General features: G+C 63.5%; 13 protein-coding genes. 9 read left to right on the plus strand and 4 right to left on the minus strand.

The genetic code is table 11. The features are described 5' to 3' along the window. The first annotated feature begins 71 nt into the window (after window positions 1-71). Complete coding sequence (locus ISG32_RS02665) at window positions 72-2306, plus strand: IPTL-CTERM sorting domain-containing protein (protein WP_194769451.1); 2235 nt, start codon at window positions 72-74, stop codon at window positions 2304-2306. Between the two features lie 22 nt (window positions 2307-2328). Here the strand turns inward: ISG32_RS02665 and ISG32_RS02670 are convergent, their stop codons facing one another. Continuing rightward, window positions 2329-2871, minus strand: coding sequence for a MarR family winged helix-turn-helix transcriptional regulator (locus ISG32_RS02670; protein WP_323745883.1), 543 nt, complete (start codon window positions 2869-2871; stop codon window positions 2329-2331). Between the two features lie 156 nt (window positions 2872-3027). Between ISG32_RS02670 and ISG32_RS02675 the strand changes: the two genes are divergently transcribed. Further along, window positions 3028-4011: a Bug family tripartite tricarboxylate transporter substrate binding protein gene (locus ISG32_RS02675; RefSeq protein ID WP_194769452.1), complete on the plus strand. Its 984-nt coding sequence runs from the start codon at window positions 3028-3030 to the stop codon at window positions 4009-4011. Window positions 4012-4028: 17 nt separating this feature from the next. Continuing rightward, window positions 4029-5384, plus strand: coding sequence for a sulfatase family protein (locus ISG32_RS02680; RefSeq protein ID WP_194769453.1), 1356 nt, complete (start codon window positions 4029-4031; stop codon window positions 5382-5384). Window positions 5385-5399: 15 nt separating this feature from the next. Here ISG32_RS02680 and ISG32_RS02685 read toward each other — a convergent pair whose 3' ends face one another. Beyond that, window positions 5400-6521: an ATP-binding protein gene (locus ISG32_RS02685; RefSeq protein ID WP_194769454.1), complete on the minus strand. Its 1122-nt coding sequence runs from the start codon at window positions 6519-6521 to the stop codon at window positions 5400-5402. Further along, window positions 6518-7228: a response regulator gene (locus ISG32_RS02690; RefSeq protein ID WP_194769455.1), complete on the minus strand. Its 711-nt coding sequence runs from the start codon at window positions 7226-7228 to the stop codon at window positions 6518-6520. The genes ISG32_RS02685 and ISG32_RS02690 overlap by 4 nt, the downstream gene beginning before the upstream one ends. 186 nt (window positions 7229-7414) lie before the next feature. Here ISG32_RS02690 and ISG32_RS02695 point away from each other — a divergent pair, with 186 nt between their 5' ends. Both ISG32_RS02695 and ISG32_RS02700 read left to right on the plus strand, forming a co-directional pair. Then, the gene (locus ISG32_RS02695; protein WP_194769456.1) at window positions 7415-8365 is read left to right on the plus strand and encodes a dioxygenase family protein; all 951 of its coding nucleotides are present in this window, start codon (window positions 7415-7417) and stop codon (window positions 8363-8365) included. 628 nt (window positions 8366-8993) lie between these two features. Beyond that, on the plus strand, window positions 8994-11597 hold the full coding sequence (locus ISG32_RS02700; protein WP_194769457.1) for a DUF7933 domain-containing protein: 2604 nt from the start codon (window positions 8994-8996) through the stop codon (window positions 11595-11597). A gap of 198 nt (window positions 11598-11795) precedes the next feature. Here ISG32_RS02700 and ISG32_RS02705 read toward each other — a convergent pair whose 3' ends face one another. Further along, the gene (locus tag ISG32_RS02705) at window positions 11796-12446 is read right to left on the minus strand and encodes an FABP family protein (RefSeq protein WP_194769458.1); all 651 of its coding nucleotides are present in this window, start codon (window positions 12444-12446) and stop codon (window positions 11796-11798) included. Between the two features lie 314 nt (window positions 12447-12760). On the opposite strand from ISG32_RS02705, the gene ISG32_RS02710 reads away from it, so the two are divergent. The 4 genes from ISG32_RS02710 (at window position 12761) to ISG32_RS02725 (ending at window position 19056) form a co-directional block, all read left to right on the plus strand. Beyond that, entirely contained in the window at window positions 12761-14539 is a 1779-nt protein-coding gene (locus ISG32_RS02710; RefSeq protein WP_194769459.1) for an IPTL-CTERM sorting domain-containing protein, read from the plus strand. Between the two features lie 207 nt (window positions 14540-14746). Further along, window positions 14747-15007: a hypothetical protein gene (locus ISG32_RS02715; RefSeq protein WP_194769460.1), complete on the plus strand. Its 261-nt coding sequence runs from the start codon at window positions 14747-14749 to the stop codon at window positions 15005-15007. Further along, window positions 14997-16835: a PepSY-associated TM helix domain-containing protein gene (locus tag ISG32_RS02720; protein WP_194769461.1), complete on the plus strand. Its 1839-nt coding sequence runs from the start codon at window positions 14997-14999 to the stop codon at window positions 16833-16835. Before ISG32_RS02715 ends, ISG32_RS02720 begins: the two co-directional genes overlap by 11 nt. Window positions 16836-16884: 49 nt before the next feature. Further along, entirely contained in the window at window positions 16885-19056 is a 2172-nt protein-coding gene (locus ISG32_RS02725; protein WP_194769462.1) for a TonB-dependent receptor, read from the plus strand. Window positions 19057-19174 lie beyond the last annotated feature (118 nt).

Below are 19174 nucleotides of genomic sequence, written 5' to 3' on the forward strand. Positions count from 1 at the left end.
TTGTTTGTGCTATCTTGTTGCTCAAGCACGGGAATGCAGGGCTGCCCGCAACTTGCACGGAGTGATATTCAATGAGTCGACACACATCCTTGGCGGCGCTTGCCATTGCAGCGATGCTGCCAGCACTGAGTGCTGCCCAAAGCCTGGGGCCGAACCTCATCGTGAACAACGGGTTCGAGAACAACCCTCCCAACATTTGCGGCAACAACTACAGCGGGACCGGCAACCCGCGTTCTGTTGCGCCCTGGGTGGTGGGGGCGGGCGGCGAGCCGAACGTTGTGACCATCGATGGCGGCAATCTCTGTACGGGCTACGTCGGTGGACCCCTGATCGATGCGGAAGATGGCCATGCGGCCAACGTGCAGCAGCACTTTCTGGATATCCTGGGTCAGAACACCGTTTCGCAAACCTTCACCGTGCCCACGTGCGGCGCCACGGACACGGTGCCGCGCAACGTGGATTTCTACGGATTCTTCTCGGTCCGCGACTTCTCTTGGGCGACCGGAAGCGGATACATCCGCATCCTTGACAGGTCCGTATTGGACGTCAACGGAAACCCCACCGAACTCAAGCGAGTCGACGTCAACATCGGCTCCACGGACGCGAACGGCAACCCAATCGACCCCAGATACCAGACCTGGAAAAAATTCGCCGACTCGACGGCGGTCGTGCCTGGTCACCAGATCACCTATGAAGTGCTGATCACCGACTATCTGAATTTCGACAACGCCTTCATGGCGTTCACCGATTCCCCGTGCGCCTCCACCACGCTGGCATTGGCCAAGCAATGGAACGGCGCGGCCAATGGTCACGCCGCGGCGCTGACCGCCACGCGCGACAACGGCGCGACGCAGGTCGACACGTTCACATCGACCGCCACGGGTGCCCCAGGGCAGGTGAATCAGGATGCATCCCCCTTCACCGTTTTCGCTGCCGACGAGATACGCATCAGCGAGACGCTTTCCAATCTGGGCACCGCGACCTACAGCCAGTCCCTCAGTTGCACCGGCGACACCACGGTGACTCCACTGGGCGTCGGGCAATACAGCGTCAAGATCGGCAGCGTGAGCGTGAACACCGCCCCCATCGTCTGCACGATGGTGAACACCAACACGACCCAGTCCACGCTCACGCTGGTGAAGCAGTGGAACGGCGCGCAGGAGGGCGATGCCGCCGCGCTGACCGCCACGCCTCAAGGCAGCGGTGCCCCCGTCACGCTGACGTCCACGGCCACTTCGCTCGCCAATGACGCCGGTGGACAAAGCCAATCCGGCACGGCGACCGTGGTCGCGCCGGGGGCGGTCTACACGCTCACGGAGACCATCACCGGCAATGCGGTCTACGACAAGGCGCTGACCTGCACCGGCGCGCAGGTCGGCGGCGGTGGTGTCGTGACCGTCAATTCCGCCATCGGCACGCAAGCCGTCTGCACCATGAGCAACACGCTGGCAGCGCTTGCCATCACCAAGCAGCAGGACGCGGTGACTGACACCAACGGCTCCACTCTCGTCGGGGATGCGGGCGACGTCATCACTTATTCGTTCACCGTCACCAACACAGGCAAGGCCACGCTGCATGCGGTGGACATCAGCGATGCCTTGCCCGTGATCAGCATGTCCATCACGTGGCCTGATCCGGCAGCGCCTGGTGTCTTGAAGGGCGGCGAAGTGGCTACCGCCACTGCCAGCTATACCGTCACCCCGCAGGACGTCACCGACACCAAGGTGGACAACACTGCCACGGTCAGTGGCACAACGCCTGACAACCAGTCGGTGAACGCGACGTCGAACACGGTGAGCACGCCCACGCTGGCGCCGCATCCATCGCTCTCCATCACCAAGACCGCGACGGTGGCCGACACCAACCAATCGCACGCAACGGGCGACGCAGGCGATGTGATCAGCTACCAGATCGTCGTGACCAACACGGGCGATGTACCGCTGTCGGGCGTGAAGATCGATGATCCGCTGGCGGGGTTGACAACCCCCGTCGTGACATGGCCCGACAACAACCAACCGGGCGTGCTGGCCAAGGGAGCGAGCGCGAACGCCGAGGCCCGCTACACCATCGCAGCCTCCGATGCGGTCACAGGTCAGGTCAGCAACACCGCGACTGCCAGCGCCAATCCCGTGGCCGGCGTGAGCGCGGCCAATGTGTCGTCAACCGCGGTGACGCCGGTAGTGAAGTCGCCGGTGACGGCGAGCGCCACGCCCGTGCCGACGCTCGGCGAATGGGCGCTGATCTGTTTGTCGTCCCTGATGGCGATGGCCGCAGCCGTCGGTCTGCGCCGCCGCAACGCGCTTTGATGATGAATCAGAGGAGGCGGCGCTACACGTGCCGGCTGCCTTCCCGACGCGAGGGGTAGAGCCCGTTGTCGTCGGGCCCGCGTTCCATCGCCAGGGCCTGCTGCTGCAGCGACTGCAGCGCGCGGTCCAGCGCCTGCACGTCTCTGGTCGAAAGGTCGTTCAGCAGTTGCACGTTGATGGCGCGGATCTGTGGCCAGAGCTCATCGTGCAGGACCATGCCGGGCTGGGTGAGATGCAACAGCGCCTCGCGCCGGTTGGAGGCGTTGTGGGTGCGGGCGACGAGGCCCTTGGTCAAAAGCGAGTTGAGCGCGCGCGAGACGCGGGCGCGGTCGAGTTCGAGCCGCTCGGCCAGCACCGAGGGCTGGATGCCCGGCTCATGCGCCAGCCACATCAGCACGCCCCATTCGCGTCGCGTGATGCCGTAGCGGCGCTCGCACAGATGCGTGACGACGCGGCTCGAGGCCGCACTGAGCTTGGCGAGCCGGTACAACAGCAGCTCGGGCGGGTGTTCGGGATGCGACAGTGTGGGCAACAGAGGAGGCAAGGGCGGCATGCGGGAAAACACGGTGCATGGTTGATTTGAACAATTGTCGCCGCATCCTCAACCATCGGGAGTTGAAAAATCGAGCAAGCTCATTCGAGCACGCAAACACGCTCTGAATCCTGCCCGAGCCGGGACCCCCGGCCACATCCGCTCTTTTCCCGCAACGGAGTTCCGGCCATGAAGCCTCAGCAGACACCACGTCGTCGTCAATTCATCGCGCAATCCAGCGCCGTGCTCGCAGCTTCGCTGGGCTGGCCGCTGCTCGCGTCCGCGCAGGATCAGGTGCTGCGCCTCATCGTCGGCTATCCGCCCGGCGGCGGCACCGACCGCGTCGCGCGCATCGTCGGCGACAAGCTGCAGGCCGCGCTTGGCAGTCCGGTGATCGTCGAGAACAAGGTCGGCGCCGGCGGCCGCGTGGCCGCGCAGTACATGAAGACCACGCCCGCGAACCAGCCCATGCTGATGCTGGCCAATCCCGCCGTGATGGTGGTCTCGCCGCTGGTGGTGAACGATGTGGGCTATGACGCGGACAAGGACTTCGTGCCGGTCAGCGAGGTCAACAGCTACGTGTTCGGCGTCGCGGTGTCGAGCGCGGTGCCGGTCAAGGAACTCTCGCACCTGCTCGCCTGGCTCAAGGCCAATCCCAAGCAGGCCAACGTCGGCGTTCCGGCCACGGGCAGCCTGCCGCATTTCTTCGCGCTGATGCTTGGCCAGAAGGCCGGAGTGACGGCCGAGGCGGTGGGCTACAAGGGCTCGGCGCCGCTGGTCACCGACCTCATCGGCGGCCAGGTTCCGGTGGCGGTGGACACGCTCGACGTGCTGCTGCCGCAGCATGAATCGGGCAAGCTGCGCATTCTTGCGGTCTCGGGCGAGCACCGTCATCCGGCGGTGCCGCAGGTCGCGACCCTGAAGGAGTCCGGCGTGAACCTGAGCGCCGAGGGCTGGAGCACCTTCTTCGCGCCGCGCTCCATGCCGCCCGCGCAGGTGCAGCGCTATTCAGGCCTGATCCAGAAGGTGATGCAGGACCCCGATACCCTGCGCCTGTTCAAGGCGAGCAACCTCGATCCGGTCGTGAGCTCGGCTGAGCAGACCCGCCAGCGCATCGCCGCCTACCGCAGGCAATGGGAGCCGGTGATCCGCGAATCCGGCTACCGTTCGTGATGGCGGCGAGCGTGACCATGCCCACCACACCAACCAGACCGCAGCGCCCCAACATCGTCTTCATCGTGGCGGATGATCTCGGCTACGCAGACCTCGGCTGCTATGGCGGACGCGACGCGGCGTTCGGCGCGGTCTCGCCCGAGATCGACCGCCTCGCGAAGAACGGCCTGAAGCTCACCCAGGGCTATTCGAACTCGCCCGTGTGCTCGCCCACGCGCTTTGCGCTGATGACCGCGCGGTATCAATACCGTCTGCGCGGCGCGGCCGAGGAGCCCATCCGCACCAATACGCGTGGCAACGCCGAACTGGGCCTGCCGCCCGCGCATCCCACGCTGCCCTCGTTGCTGCGGGACGCGGGCTACCGCACGGCGCTGATGGGCAAATGGCACCTCGGCTATCCACCGCACTTCGGCCCGCTGATGTCGGGCTACGAAGAGTTCTTCGGCCCGATGTCCGGCGGCGTCGACTACTTCACCCACTGCGGCGCGAATGGGCAGCACGACCTCTGGTTGGGTGAGGAGGAAAAGCGCCAGGAGGGCTATCTCACCGACCTGATCACCGAGCGCTCCATGGACTTCATCGACCGCATGGCCGCAGCCGCGAAGGAGGGAACTCCGTTCTTTCTGAGCGTGCACTACACCGCGCCGCATTGGCCCTGGGAGACGCGCGACGATGAGGCGCTGTCGCGCGAGCTGGTCGAGAACCAGCAGGCGATCTACCACCTGCACGGCGGCAGCGTCGAGAGCTACCGCCGCATGATCCACCACATGGACGAAGGCATCGGCCGCATCATGCGCACGCTGCAGCAGCACGGGCTGGATGAGGACACGCTGGTGGTCTTCACCAGTGACAACGGCGGCGAGCGCTTCTCCGACAACTGGCCGCTGGTGGGCGGCAAGATGGACCTCACCGAAGGCGGCATCCGCGTGCCGTGGATCGCCCACTGGCCGCGCGGCATCGCGCCCGGCACGGTGAGCCGCCAGACCTGCATGACCATGGACTGGTCCGCCACCATGCTCGACCTCGGCGGTGCCACCGCGCATGCCGGCTATCCGCTCGACGGCCTGTCGCTCGTGCCGCTGCTGCGCGACGCGGATTCGCTGAACGACCGCCCGCTCTTCTGGCGCATGAACCATCGCGGCCAGCGCGCGATGCGCGAGGGAGACTGGAAATATCTGCGCGTGGACGGCGTCGACTACCTCTTCAACCTGATGAACGACGAACGCGAACGCGCCAATCTCGCGCCCGTGCAGCCCAAACGCCTGACCACGATGATCGCCGCATGGGAAGCCTGGAACGCCAGCATGCCGCCGATTCCGGGCGACGCGACGGTCAGCCTCTGCTACACCGCCACGGACATGCCGCAGCGCTGAGTCCAGCCGAGGCCATCACGCATCGCTTCGCCCCGCATTTCCCAGCGGCAGTTGCACCGTCACGCGCAGTCCGCCGTCCTTGCGGTTGGCGAGCCAGACGTTGCCGCCGTGTTCGACCACGATGGCGCGCACGGCGGCGAGGCCCAGTCCCATGCCTCCGGTTTCGCGACTGCGTGAGGCTTCCACGCGGAAGAACGGCTCGAACACGCGGGTGAGCAGCGCCTCGGGAATGCCGGGGCCGGAGTCGTCGATCTGCAGCACGCACTGACCGTCGCTTGCCGCCAATCGCACGCGTGCCGAGTGGCCGTATTTGAGGGCGTTGTCCAGCAGGTTGCCGATGACGCGCTTGAGCGCGAGCGGGTCGCCCGTGAGGGTGATCGGGCTGCCGGGCTCGACCTGCACGTCGTGCCCCATGTCGATGAGATCGTCGGCCACGCTCTCGACCAGGAGACGCATGTCGAGGCGCTCGTGGCTGCGCTGCAGGCTCTGGTCGCGGATGAATTCCATGGCGGCGGAGATCAGCATGTTGATCTCCCGCATGTCGTTTTCCACGCGACTGCGCAGCGGCTCGTCGAGCTCTTCGAGGCGGAAGGCGAGGCGCGTGAGCGGCGTGCGCAGATCGTGAGCGATGGCGCCCACCATTTGGGTGCGATCGTGCAGCTGACGGCCCACGCGCTCATGCATTTCGTTGAAGGCCTGCGCGGCATCACGCAGTTCGGTGGGGCCGTTCACGGGCAGCGGATTCGAGGTGCGCGCCGTGCCGAACTGCCGCGTCGATTCGGTCAGCCGCGCGAGCCAGCCGGTCCACGACGAGGCCAGCAGCCAGCCCAGCGGAAGAATGGCGGTGAGGCCGATCAGCGCGACCCACAGCAGACGCGTGATGGGCACGTTGGCTGGTGGAGGAGGGCGGTCGTCGCGTCGCTCGCCGTGCTCATTCATCGGCGGCGGCCTGCGGCTGTCCATTTCGCCTGTCATGTCGCGCGGGCCGGATGTGCTGGGTGGTCCCGAAGGACCGGGAGGGCGGCGGTCGATGCCGGCAAACAGCAGCGCCGCGAGCACCGTGGTCAGCAGCACGGCGACGGTCAGCAGAGCGAGCATGCGCGCCCGCAGGCCGGTGCGTGCGAGGAACCGCATCATCGCATCGACACCTCGGGCACCAGCAGATAGCCCTCGTTGCGCACGGTGCGGATCAGCGTCTCGTCGGTGCGGGTGTTGAGCTTGCGGCGCAGGCGGCTGATCTGGCTGTCGATGGCGCGGTCGAACACCGCCACGTCGGCATCATTGCCGCGCACCATGTCGAGCAGCGAGTCGCGGCTCAGCACCTTGCCGGGGTTTTCGACCAGCGTCTGCAGCAGTGCGAACTCGCCGTCCGACAGGTGGATCGCGATGCCCTGCGCGTCGCGCAGGCTGTGGCGGCCCAGATCGAGCACCCAGCCGCCGAATTCGTAGCGCATGTGGCGCCGCGCACCGCCGCGACGACGCCGGAGCACCGCGCGCACGCGCGCCAGCAGCTCGCGCGGATTGCAGGGCTTGGCAAGGTAGTCGTCCGCGCCGACTTCCAGCCCGACGATGCGGTCCGTGTCCGCGCCCAGCGCGCTGAGCATGATGACGGCCGGCGCATCGGGCGCGTCGGTCAGCGACTGTGCCGCGCTCAGGCCGTCTTCGCCGGGCATCATCACGTCGAGAATGAGCAGATCGAAGCGGTCGCTGGAGAGCTGCAAGCGCATGTCCGCCACGTCCACGGCGCTGGCCACGTGGTAGCCGTGATGGGAGAGAAATCCCGTGATCAGGCTGCGCAGTTCGGAGTCATCGTCGACGACGAGGATGCGTGAATGAAGGTCCATGATGGGTTGGAGCGTGCTGGTGATCTCCACGTGGTCTTGCAGGCGCGGCCTTGGGCGGTCGGCCGCGTTCGCAGTATAGCCACGGGTTTTTCACGCTTTTTGTCAGGTCTGACACACAAGGGCAAACGCCCGTGACATGTGCTGCCTAGAGTTCACTTTCAAACCCGGGATGAAAGGAACGAGACCATGTACGAGAACGACAATGCAACGAACACCAACGCGGTCGGCCAGCACGATCACGACGGCGGCCTGCAGCAGGACCTGATCGTCGACGCGCTGCGCGATCCGCGCCGCCGCATGCTGTTGGGTGGACTGCTGGCAAGCGGCACCTTCGCGCTGATCGGCGGCTGCGGCGGTGGCACCGACAGCGTCACCGATTCGAGCGGCGGCAGCAGCACCACCACGACGGACACGACGACCGGCACGACGACCACCGACACCACCACAACCACCGACACGGGCACCACGACATCGTCGTGCATCGCCGACCCGCAGGAAACCGAGGGCCCCTATCCTGGCGACGGCTCCAACACCTCGAATGGCGCGGTCACCAACGTGCTCACGATCAGTGGCGTGGTGCGCAGCGACATCCGCGGCAGCTTCGGCAGCGCCACGGGCACGGCGCAGGGCGTGCCGCTCACGCTGACGATCTCGGTGGTCAACAGCAACGCGAACTGCGCGGCGCTGGAGGGCTATGCCATCTACATCTGGCACTGCACGCGTGACGGCACCTACACGCTGTATTCGAGCGACGTGCTCAAGGAGAACTACCTGCGCGGCGTGCAGGTCACCGACAGCAAGGGCCAGGTCACCTTCGAGACCATCTTTCCCGCCTGCTACTCGGGCCGCTGGCCGCACATCCATTTCGAGATCTATCCCAGCCTGGCCAAGGCGACGAGCTACAAGAACAAGATACTCACCTCCCAGATGGCCATGCCCAAGGACATCTGCACGACCGTGTTCAACGACGCCACCGGCTACAGCGCCAGCGTGCGCAATCTTGCGCAGGTCACCATCGCCAACGACAACGTGTTTGGCGACAACACCGCCGCCCAGATCGCCCAGCAGACCCCGACGCTCGAAGGCTCGGTCGCCAAGGGCTACACCGGCAGCATCGTGGTCGGGGTGCCGGTGTGACGCGCGGGGTCCGAGAGCGTGCTTGCGCTCTGATGAGACCCCGCTGAATTGCATGCAGCGCGCTCTCACCGCGAAGGTGACCTGACAGCGCTCAAGCGCAGGCATGCGAAGGCCTGCGCCACTCTCTTTCTCTTTCTCTTTCACGCGATTTCATCACGTCGCACACTTCTGAGCGGTCCCTTCTTCCTTCCCCCTTCTTCTTTCGCGTGGTGTCGCGGCCCGGGGTGATCCGTTTGTCGTTCTCCACGCCTCCGCACAGCGCCTTCTTCAGTTCTTCAAGACGGAAAGCGAGGCGCTAGCGCGGCTTGGGTAGAAGAGCGTGCGCGATGGCTCAACTCATCCGCGTACGGTTCACTGGTCAACCGGGTTGAATGTGGCTGAGGGCGCGTCGGGATGCTTCGAGCGGTTTCCCTCATTGCAAACAACTATCATCTGGTGATCATTTATGACCTAGCCTGCATTTGTCTTACTGATAGTATTGGTATTCAATACAGAAGTTCGATATTCAAAAATATGCATAAAGGGAATGCACATGTCGAGTTCATCGAGGATCACGTCGTTCGCAGGGGTACGGTCAGTTCATCGCACGCGGTCACTCCCTGATTCCCGTGAGGGCGGATTCGTTGCCGTGAGGCGCGCAATCCTGGGGCCGAGCAAGCCGCTTGCCCTGATCTGTCTTCTTGCCTCCACCCAACTCGCCTGGGCTGCCCCCGGAACGCCGGGGACGCCGCAGGCGCCGAAGGTCCTTTTTCTGGAAGACTTCGACAACACTTCCGTGACGCAGCCAACGCTGGGGCCGAACAACGGCAGCGGCAGCGACCCGACGCAGGCGACGATGGTTCATACCTACCTGAGTGCTGCGACGGACTATCTGAACAATCCACTGGGCCAGACCTACGTTGCAAGCGGCGTGTACCAGACCGACACCAACGTGCCGTTCTGGGCGAACGCTCAATGGTGCAACGGCATCTGGATGAAAGACGACCAGCCGTATCCTACGGCGCCGCAGCTGCCGGCTCCGTATACCTCCGGGGTGCCCGACGTATGGGTCTGGCCGGGCTTCGACGCGTCGACGACACCGGCACGCTACTGCAGTGGAAATGTGTGGGCGCCGCCGGAGCAGTCGTGGAAATGGCTGGGGGTGCTTGCCAACGTGCTTGGGCAAGTGACCAAGTCTGTGACGGATCCATCGGACGCTGCCGCAAAGGGCAATCATGCGATTGCGGCATTCACCAATCTTCCCGCGAACCGGACTGCAGCTCCGCAAACGCCTTTCAATGTGGTGCTTGAAACGGTGAAGCCGATTCCGGTACCCGAGGGCGGGCGCTTCGTCACTTTTTCAGTGGCGACGGCTGCGATGGGGTGCGCGGGGCCGGGCAAGGACCCCAGAACGTTCAACCCGCAGTTCAACTTCAATCTGATCGATGTGCAGACCAACAGCACCATCGAATTGACGCCGGTGGCTGTGGACCCCTGCACGCAGGGCACCAATTTCGATGGCGCTCAATTGCCTTATCCAGCGAGCGGCTATGGAGGGAACTTGTCCGGCGTGTATGCGGGACAGTTTTATGCGAACGCATCCCATCGACTGGCGGGCAGTTTCGTGAAGCTGCAGGTCACCAGCGAGAATTCCAATGGCGACAGCAATGACGGTGCGTTCGACAATCTGTTGCTGGTCGACGTGACTCCCCAACTGGACAAGTCCTATTCCTCGGGGACTCTTGAGCGTGCACAGACAGCGAAGCTGACCTTTACCATCACCAACACCTGCAGCGAGGACGGAACCTCCGGCACGACCTGCAAGCTGCTGGAGGCCAGCGGCTGGAGCTTCTCCGACACTCTGCCCGCTGGCCTGATCTTTGCCAGCCCGGCCAATCAGCAAACCACCTGCGGTGCGCCGACTGCAGTCGCACTCTCGGGCAACAATGGGTTGAATGTCACTGCTGGGTCGATTGGTGCGGGGGTCGCGTCGTGCACGGTTTCCGTCGATGTCGCTCTGGATCCCTCCGTGGTGATACCGTCCGGCGGTCTGGACATGACCAATAGCCCTGTCATTGCCGGCGGACCGTCGAGCGGCCCCGGCATCGTGGCGACGAGCTTTCTGAACCCGCCCGCGAGCGCCACCATCAAGGCGCTGCCGAGCGCCGATCTGCAGGCTGTGCCGGCGGCAACACAAACGGTGAAGGCCGGAACGCCCGTGACGGTCGTGACGCAATGCATCAATGCAGGGCCGGACGTGGCGTTGACACCCACCTGCACTGTCAGTGGTGTGCCGGGCGACGCGAGCGGCATCACGCAATCGTGCCAGCCTGCATCGGGCTCCGTGGATCTGGGCATGGGTGATTCCATCACCTGCACAACCACGTTCACGCCGCAGTCCACGGGTACCGTGAAACTGGACACCGTGGCGTACTCGACGACGCAGGACCCCGATTCAACGAACAATGACAAGCCCAGTTATGTGAACGTGGTGGCGCTCGCGGCCGACATGCAGGCAACGTCCGCTTCCACTCAGGCGGTGAAGGTGGGCACACCGGTCACGGTCGCCACCCGGTGCGTGAATGCGGGGCCGGACGTCGCAGCCGCTGCGACCTGCGTGGTCACCGGCATTCCCGGTGATGCAACCGGCATCCAGCAATCCTGTGCACCTGTGTCCGGTTCAACCAGTCTGACTGTGGGGAGCGAGATCAGTTGCACGACCACGTTCACTCCGACCAAAGCGGAAACCATCACGTTGACGACCACTGCAGGTTCGAGCACACCGGACACGGCACCGTCCAACAACCAGGCGCCCAGTGTCGTCGTGGCGGCTTTGATCGTGGCTGACATGCAGGCCAGCGGGCCTACCTGGGTGGACACGGTGGTCGGCACGCCGGTGACCGTGACCACCACCTGCCTGAACGCCGGTCCAGACGCGGCAACCGACGCGAGTTGCGTCGTGACCGGTGGTCCCGCCGATGCCGTCACCGTGTGCACGCCCACACCGCCCGTCGCGAGTCTGGCCAGAGGCAGTGCGATCAGTTGCACCACCACCTATACGCCCCAGACAGGCAACCGTGTGACGCTGGTGACGACAGCCTCCAGCACCACCGCCGACTCCAATGTCGCCAACAACATGGCAGAGACCGTTTTAGGCTCGGGCGCCACTGCAGTGCCTGTGGACTCACGTTGGATGCTGATCTTGCTTGGACTGGCGCTCAGCGTGCTGGCCTGGAGAAGATCACGTCGCTGACCGACGGGTGCCCCGGGGAGTGATGAGCGATCCGGGGCAGGCTCGCATCAGTGAACGGATCCCGCAGTCTTGGCAACGGGTTCGCGGACACCGCACACCGCGTTCATCGTCAAGGAGGCGCCATCACACAGGCGCCTCGCCCGTCACATGCCCGCGGCGCGCAGCATAGCAAGTGCGGGGCGTGAATCGTGAAGTGGTTCAGGAAGACGTTCCCTTGTGCTTTGCCAGCGCCGTGGGATTCAGCGTGCATTCGCCCACCTTGCGCAGCGTGTTGCGGTCAGTGTGAGGGAAGGGCTCCTTGCGGTCCGGCGTGACCAGCAGGGTCTCCTGCTCATACGACCAGGTGCCGTCGTCATGCTTGGTCACGGTGATCGTGTAGCGCTCGGTGCGGAAGGCGTATTCGAGAAACGGGTTGGACGAGATACCGTTGGTCAGCGAGCCGCGCACGGCCTCGAGCGTGAAGCTCTTTGCATCGGCCGTGGTCTTGCCCACCGCCATCGCCGTCTGACCACGGGGAATCGTCAGCGTCTGGATGATGGTGCCGGTCGCGGGTTCCCAGAGCCAGTAGCCGACCTGGTCGTGAAAGGTTTCGGGATCGTCGGGCTTGAAGATCTGCGTGTGATAGCGCAGCCCGTAGAAGAGCTGCGGACCGTTGGTCTGCGCGTCGATGGGCTGCATCTGCATGTGCTCGATGAACGCCTGCTTCTCGGGCCCGTCGGCCTTGGGGTTGACGTCCAGCCCGCGCGTGCCGGTCCAGATTCCGGCCATGTTCGACAGTGGCCCCAGATGCGCCAGCGTGTCGGTGCTCGGCTCCGGTTCGGTATAGATGTCGGCGGGAAAGTCGGCCATGTGGATTCCTTGCGCGTGGATGTTTGTGATTGCGGAATCATTGTATGCAGCGGCGATGGACGGCGTGGCGACCTCGCGGCCCACGCGAGCGAAGACGCTTTGCTGGTGATGGGCCATGTGGCGTGAGGAGGCGAGGACGCGCTCATGGAGGCGGTGCACCTCCCATGCAAGCCAGTTGCATGCTTTTGATAGCCAATCATGATCTATTCAAAAATATCGATAAATTCCTTTTGAAAAATGAGCGTTATGTGAATAATCGATCCTTTGTGAATACGTAACAAAGGGTAGACGCCATGGGTGTACGCATTGGGTGGATGCACAAGTTGATTGACGGTTTGCAGAGCGCATGGCGCTCCACCAAGGGCACCAAGGGCACCAAGGGCGCGACAGTGCGGCCTGTCTGGATGATGGCAGTGCTCATGACAGGCACGCTGTTGGCCGGCCACTCGCAGGCGCAGTCCGTGACTCTGTCTTTTGACGACTTTGCCGGTTGCACGGCGGGCGCCCTCAACAGAAACGACGTGCTCACTGCGACCGGTACCGCAGGCATCTATGTGAATTCCAACTGGGACCCGGTCTGCGCAGGTTGGACATTCACTGGCGCCGCACTGCTCGCTGCCCGGCCTGGATCGCCGCCTGCAGGCTCACTTTCAATGCCCGGCACCGGCCATGCCATCTGGCTCAATGAAGCCGTTCCAAGCATGTCGCGAGCCAAAGGTCAGATGCACCGTGATTTCCCGGGCCTCGCACGTGGAGAGACCTATCGTGTCTCGCTGGAAACGTGGACGGACGACGTTGATGCGGACACTGGGCTGCTGGCCGAAATCATCGATATCGACGCGAATACCGTGTTGTCCACCACGCAACTCAACATGGTGCGCGGCAGTGGCCCGCAGACGCTGGTCAACGAGATGTGCGCGAGCAGCGCGGTGGGGGGCACCACGCCGCTGAACCTGAGACTGCGGCTGTCCGAAAACGGCCCTGCGGGGTCTACATCGTCTCCCATCCTTACCAACGTCAATTTCGAAGCGTTGGGCCAACCATGCGACTACGTCGTGACCTATGTGCCCAACGGCGGAACGCATGTTCCCAGCGAGACGGTCGTGAGCGGACAGAAGGCCAGCGTACCCACGCCGCCCACCAAGCCCGGCGAGGGCTTTGCGGGCTGGTACACGACCAATGCTCTGACCACGGCGTATGACTTCAATATGCCGGTAACCAGCAATCTGTCGTTGTACGCCCAATGGACGACTGGCTTGTACTACGTGAGCGGCAACGTCACCGGATTGGTCTCCGGGCGCACGCTGGGGCTGACGCTCAACACGAGCCTCGGCAGCATCAGCATGACAAGCGATGGGCGTTTCCAGTTTCCGCAAGACTTTGCCCAGGGCGCGGCCTACGAAGTCCAGGTGAGTACCCAACCCGTCAACCAGCGCTGCACGGTGAATGCGGCTGGCGCGGGCGCCATTCCAACGCCGGGCAAGGATGTCTCCGGCATCGTGGTGACTTGCGTGGGCCCGTACACGGTGAGTTTTGATACCACCGGTGGCACGGCAGTCCCATCCCAGGAACTGGGCCCCGATGGCCGGGCGACACGACCGGCGGTGGACCCGGTCCGCAGCGGCTTTGTCTTTGACGGCTGGTACAGCGATGCCCCAACCACGCAGGTGCATGACTTCGGTGCGCTCGTGAACGCTGACGCCACGGTGCATGCCAAATGGATACCGCTGTACCGCGTCGGCGGATCGCTCAGCGGCCTGCAGGCAGGGCAGAGCGTGGTGCTGCTGAACAACGGCGGCGACGCGCTCACGTTGGCGGCCGACGGCGTGTTCCACTTCGCATCGATGATCAATGCGGGAGCTTCCTACGACGTGGCGGTCGGCACTCAGCCCTCCGGCCAGACCTGCACGGTCTCCGCAGGCTCGGGCAGCAATGTCTCGGCGGACGTAGGCAACGTCGTCGTCACCTGCTCGGCCGACACGCCGCCTGCGCACACCGCCACGCCGGTGCCCTCGCTGGGGCAGTGGGCGGTGATGCTGCTCTCGCTGATGATGGCGGGGCTCGCGCTGGTGCGTTCGCGCCGCCATTTTTGAGCGCGTGCTGACGATCTCCACACGGTCTTGCAGGCGCGGCCTCGCGCCGAGATCGTAAACACGCTCTGAGCTGGATGAGAGAGACGCCCCTCCTGTTGAGATACAGGGGTGAGCGTCTGCACGACGCAGATTTGCAACACTTCATTTCACATTGATAATGCAAACCAATATCATTTGCATCTTTGAAAAAAATGATTGAAGTGACAAATGCTGGTTCTGGGTTGGTTGGCGGCCATCGTCTCAGGGTGGTTTCTTTGTCTCGCGGCTCCGCGTTTTGACACGCGGCTGCGTGGGGGCGTCGGCTTTGCGCTGAGCGGCCTGTGCTTCGCCGCCGGCGTCGCTGCGTTGGCGCGCGCGGGACTGGGGCTGGCGGAGGCCATGGCATGCGTGCTGGGGCTGGTCATGCTGGCGGTGCCCTGTGTGAGCTGGTGGCACGCACCCAAAAAGAAGGCGAGGGGTGGCGCATGAATTCCAGTGCGTTCGATGCGGCTCCGCGGCATCTCTTCTTCAAAGGCGTGGCGGGCTTGCTGCTGGGCTTTCCCTTGTCGCTCTGGATCAGTTGGCTGTTGATGTACACGGGGCTCGGGCCCGCGTTTGCGCCCGCGCGCGATCAGGTGGCGATGTGGCTGGTGGTGCCACTGTGGTGCACGGTGCTGTGCGCGAGCTTCTTGGCGAGTACGCGTCTGCGTTGCATGGTGTGGCTGCTCACAGCCAATGCGCTGGCCGCCGGGCTGTGGTGGGTGATGCGATGAAGATCAACGCGCAAATTCTTCGCGACTACCTGGCCGTGCACAGTTGGGTGGGCATCGTGTGCGGACTGCTTTTGTACGTTGCGTTCTATGCCGGTGCATTCTCGATGCTGGAGCCCGAGATTCGGCAATGGACACAAAAGGCGGTGTCCAAGGCCGATGTGAGCGCCGATCCTGATCGCGCATTGCAGCAGTTTCTTGTGCAGCACCCCGATGCCAAAGGGCGTCTGAGTTTGCGTCTGCCCGGAGCGGACAGCACGACGCCGTTGATTCGACTTTCATCCAGAGAAAGCGAGCATTGGTACGAGCTGCGAAACGATGGCAAGGTGCACGAAGCGGGCCTTGGTAAGGAGAGCGATAACGCTGGCAATTTTGTGGATTACCTGCATCGCAAGGGCGGCTTACCGCTGCCGCTGGATTGGGCGGAGCCGGTGATTGGTGTGGTGTCGCTGCTGTATGCGCTGGCGTTGGTGTCGGGCGTGGTGGTGCTGCTGCCTTCGCTGGTGAAGGATCTGTTCTATCTGCGCATAGGCCCCAACATCAAGCGCATGTGGCTTGACGTGCACAACCTGCTCGGTGTCGCAAGCCTGCCATTTCATCTCGTCATTGCGCTGAGTGCGGCGGTGTTCGGTCTGCATGACTGGATCTACGACGCGCAGGATAAATTCATCTACCGCGATGGGCTGCAGGCGACCGTGCAGCGCGACAGCATCAAGCATCCCGTTGTCGATAAGGCGCAGTGGCTCGCACCCACGGAGCTGATTCGCAAGGTGCGCGAGCAGGTGCCGGGCTTTGAGCCGCAGTCGCTTGATTTTGTGGGGATGGGCGGCAAGCGCACGTTTTTGTTGGTGACCGGGACGGACGACCGGTACTTCAAACGCGGCGCGCAGCACGGCTTTGCATTTGTGAATCCGGGCACGGGGCAGATCTACGACCGCATTTATTTTCCCGGCGAAAAGAGCAATGCACTGAGTGCCTCGCTCGTCAGCTTTTTCTCATTGCACTTTGGCAGCTTCGGTGGTGATCCGGTACGTGTGCTGTATGTGTTGCTCGGCTTGAGTGGCGCGTTGATTTTCTACACCGGCAATTTGCTGTGGATTGAAACCCGCACCAAGCGGCTGCGCACAACGCGCGAGATCGAGGCGCGTCCGAGGCACGTGCGCATCATGTCCAGCGCCACGCTCGGCATCTGCGTGGGTTGCGCAGCCGCGTTGCCTGCCACGCTGGTGGCTTCGCGCCTATTGGCACCGCACATGGCGAATGTAGATGGCGTGCATCAATGGACTTTCTATCTCTTGCTGGCGGGTTGCTTGGTCTACGCGTTTCGTTTTGGCGCGCAGCGCGCGGCCACTGCGCTGTTGTGGGTTGCCGCTGCAGGCAATGCGCTGGTTCCTTTGTTGGCATGGCTTCAGAGCCTTGCGCCATCGCTGTTCAGCGACTCGGAATACAGGACGCATCAACCTCAATTTCTGCTGTTTGAAGGACTGTGCGCACTGCTCGCTTTGTTCTTCGGATGGTTGGCTATGCGGCACAAAAAGCAGGCTTAGTCACATCGCTTTTTTCAGTCCCAGTTTCATCGTCAAAAGGTTTTCATACATGCAAAAACAAACCGCCTTCAAACCTCGGCTCAACGTTATTGTTCTGGCGTTCATCGCTGCCAGCGCAAGCTCGTTCGCACACGCTCAGTCCAACGCAGAAGCGACACCCGAATCGCAGGCACAAGCACAAGCGCCTGCAACGCTTCCGCAAGTCAACGTGCGTGACAAGTACGAGCGCGAAGATTTGCCTACGCTCGCACCGGGCCGCAAAGCCGCCAACGGTGCGCGTCTTGGCATTCTGGGCGCAACGTCCATCGTCGATGCGCCGGTGCACGTCAACGCTTACACCCGCGAGCTGGCTGAAGACTGGTCCGCGTTGTCGCTGCAGGACGTGCTGGAGAACGATGCTGCGGTCGTCTTCACCACCAACAAAGGCCACTTGCTGCAAAACTTCAACTTGCGCGGTCTGGATGTGACCGCGATGGATATTGCAACGAACGGCCTCTACGGTATCGCGCCCGCCAACTCCGTGCCGATCGAAATGTTCGAGCGCGTGGAGGTGATGCGCGGCCCGAACGTGTTGCTGTCGGGCATGCCGCCGCTGGCGAGCGTCGCCGGTTCGGTGAACATGGTGACCAAGCGCGCGCTGACACAACCTGTGGCCGACCTCACAACCACCTATGTGTCGGACTCTTATTTTCAAGTGCATGCCGACGTGGGCAAGCGATTCGGCCCAGAGCAACGACTGGGCGTGCGCTTCAACGGCGTGTACGGATCGGGTGACATGGGTGCGGAAGACGAGTCGCAGAAACGCAAGGTGGGCGCGCTTGGACTCGACTACATCGGCGACAACTACCGCCTTTCGCTCGATGCCTACAACAGCGTCAACAACATCGATGGCGGCAGCCCCGGCATGTTCAGCTTTTTGGGTAACGCTGCGGCGCGCGGGGTCGGCGTGGTTCTGCCTGCACCGAGTGGCGATGTGAACATGTTCCGTGGCTCGCATGGCAAGTACGACAACAGCGGCGTGCTGGCCCGCGCGGAAGTGGATTTCAATTCGAACTGGCAAGGCTACTTGGCGCTTGGCGCGTCTGAAGCGGAAGGCAAGGGCTTGCTGTTTGGCACGCGCGCCATCGTGACGGCCGAAGACGGCACCACACGCGGCGCGATCTACAACGTGCACACGCAGTCCGAGCGCCGCACGGCGGAGGCGGGCGCTATCGGCAAGTTCACCACGGGCAGTCTCGACCATCGCTTGCAGGTGTCGTTCAACATCCTCAAGCACAAGGAAGGCTCGTACAACACCGCCTGCAATTACTGCTACACCACCAACATGTACAACCCGACGACGCCGACCTTCCCGGCCGCGCCCGTCTGGAAGGGCTACACCACCGAAAACGAATTTCGCTCCGTCGCGCTTGCCGACACCATCAGCATGGCCGACGACAAAGTGCTCGTCACGCTGGGCTTGCGCCATCAAAGCGTGAAGACGCCGATGATCAGCGGCGCGGCATCCAATTACAGCAAGAGCCATCTCTCGCCAATGGCGGCCATCATCGTGCGACCTTGGAGCGATGACATTTCGCTGTTCGCCAACTACACCGAAGGCTTGGAGCCGGGTCGTATCGTCGGCACGGGCTATGCCAACTCGGGCGAATCGCTCGACGCGATGCAGACCAAGCAGGGCGAGTTCGGCGTGAAGATCAAAGCCGGTGAAATGACGCACACCGTCAGCGCCTTCCAGATCAAAAAGCCATCGGTCATCACCAACAGCAACAACTATCAGGTGCTCGACGGCGAGCAGCGCCTGCGCGGACTCGAGTGGAGCGCGTTCGGCAAAATCGCGCCCACGCTGTCGCTGCTCGGCGGCGTGGAATACATCAAGTCCCGCCAGATGAACACCGGGCTGGAAAACTTCGGCGTACCCAAACTGCGCACCCGCATCGGACTGGATTGGGACACCCCGATCAAGGGTCTCACCGCCGGTGGCCGACTGCTCTACACCGATGGGCAATGGGTCGACTCGGGCAACAAACTGCGCCTGCCCTCGTGGACGCGCTTCGACCTGATGGCCAAGTACGAAACCAAAGTCGGCGCGACTCCGCTGCGCCTCAACGCCAGCGTGGAAAACGTCGCTGGCCGCAAGTACTGGACCGGCATGTTCACCGACGGCTTCGCCATGCCGGGCGCGCCACGCACCTATCGCATGTCGGCGACGGTGTCGTTCTGATCGGCATTGCTGCGTCTCCAAAATAAACGACGGACTTTGGCGCTGCGGTCATGCCGCGGCGCCGTGGTCAGTCATGCGCGGATCCACCGGCTGACCGTCTGAAACGTGTTGCTCGCGT

The sequence above is a fragment of the Diaphorobacter caeni genome, from assembly GCF_015354245.1.
Lineage (GTDB): Bacteria > Pseudomonadota > Gammaproteobacteria > Burkholderiales > Burkholderiaceae_C > Diaphorobacter_A > Diaphorobacter_A caeni.

Coding starts and splice junctions, on each gene's coding strand:
- ISG32_RS02680 (WP_194769453.1), top strand. CDS start 4,029: ATGCCCACCACACCAACCAGACCGCAGCGCCCCAACATCGTCTTCATC.
- ISG32_RS02725 (WP_194769462.1), top strand. CDS start 16,885: ATGCAAAAACAAACCGCCTTCAAACCTCGGCTCAACGTTATTGTTCTG.
- ISG32_RS02675 (WP_194769452.1), top strand. CDS start 3,028: ATGAAGCCTCAGCAGACACCACGTCGTCGTCAATTCATCGCGCAATCC.
- ISG32_RS02710 (WP_194769459.1), top strand. CDS start 12,761: ATGCACAAGTTGATTGACGGTTTGCAGAGCGCATGGCGCTCCACCAAG.
- ISG32_RS02715 (WP_194769460.1), top strand. CDS start 14,747: ATGCTGGTTCTGGGTTGGTTGGCGGCCATCGTCTCAGGGTGGTTTCTT.
- ISG32_RS02685 (WP_194769454.1), bottom strand. CDS start 6,521: ATGATGCGGTTCCTCGCACGCACCGGCCTGCGGGCGCGCATGCTCGCT.
- ISG32_RS02690 (WP_194769455.1), bottom strand. CDS start 7,228: ATGGACCTTCATTCACGCATCCTCGTCGTCGACGATGACTCCGAACTG.
- ISG32_RS02695 (WP_194769456.1), top strand. CDS start 7,415: ATGTACGAGAACGACAATGCAACGAACACCAACGCGGTCGGCCAGCAC.
- ISG32_RS02665 (WP_194769451.1), top strand. CDS start 72: ATGAGTCGACACACATCCTTGGCGGCGCTTGCCATTGCAGCGATGCTG.
- ISG32_RS02705 (WP_194769458.1), bottom strand. CDS start 12,446: ATGGCCGACTTTCCCGCCGACATCTATACCGAACCGGAGCCGAGCACC.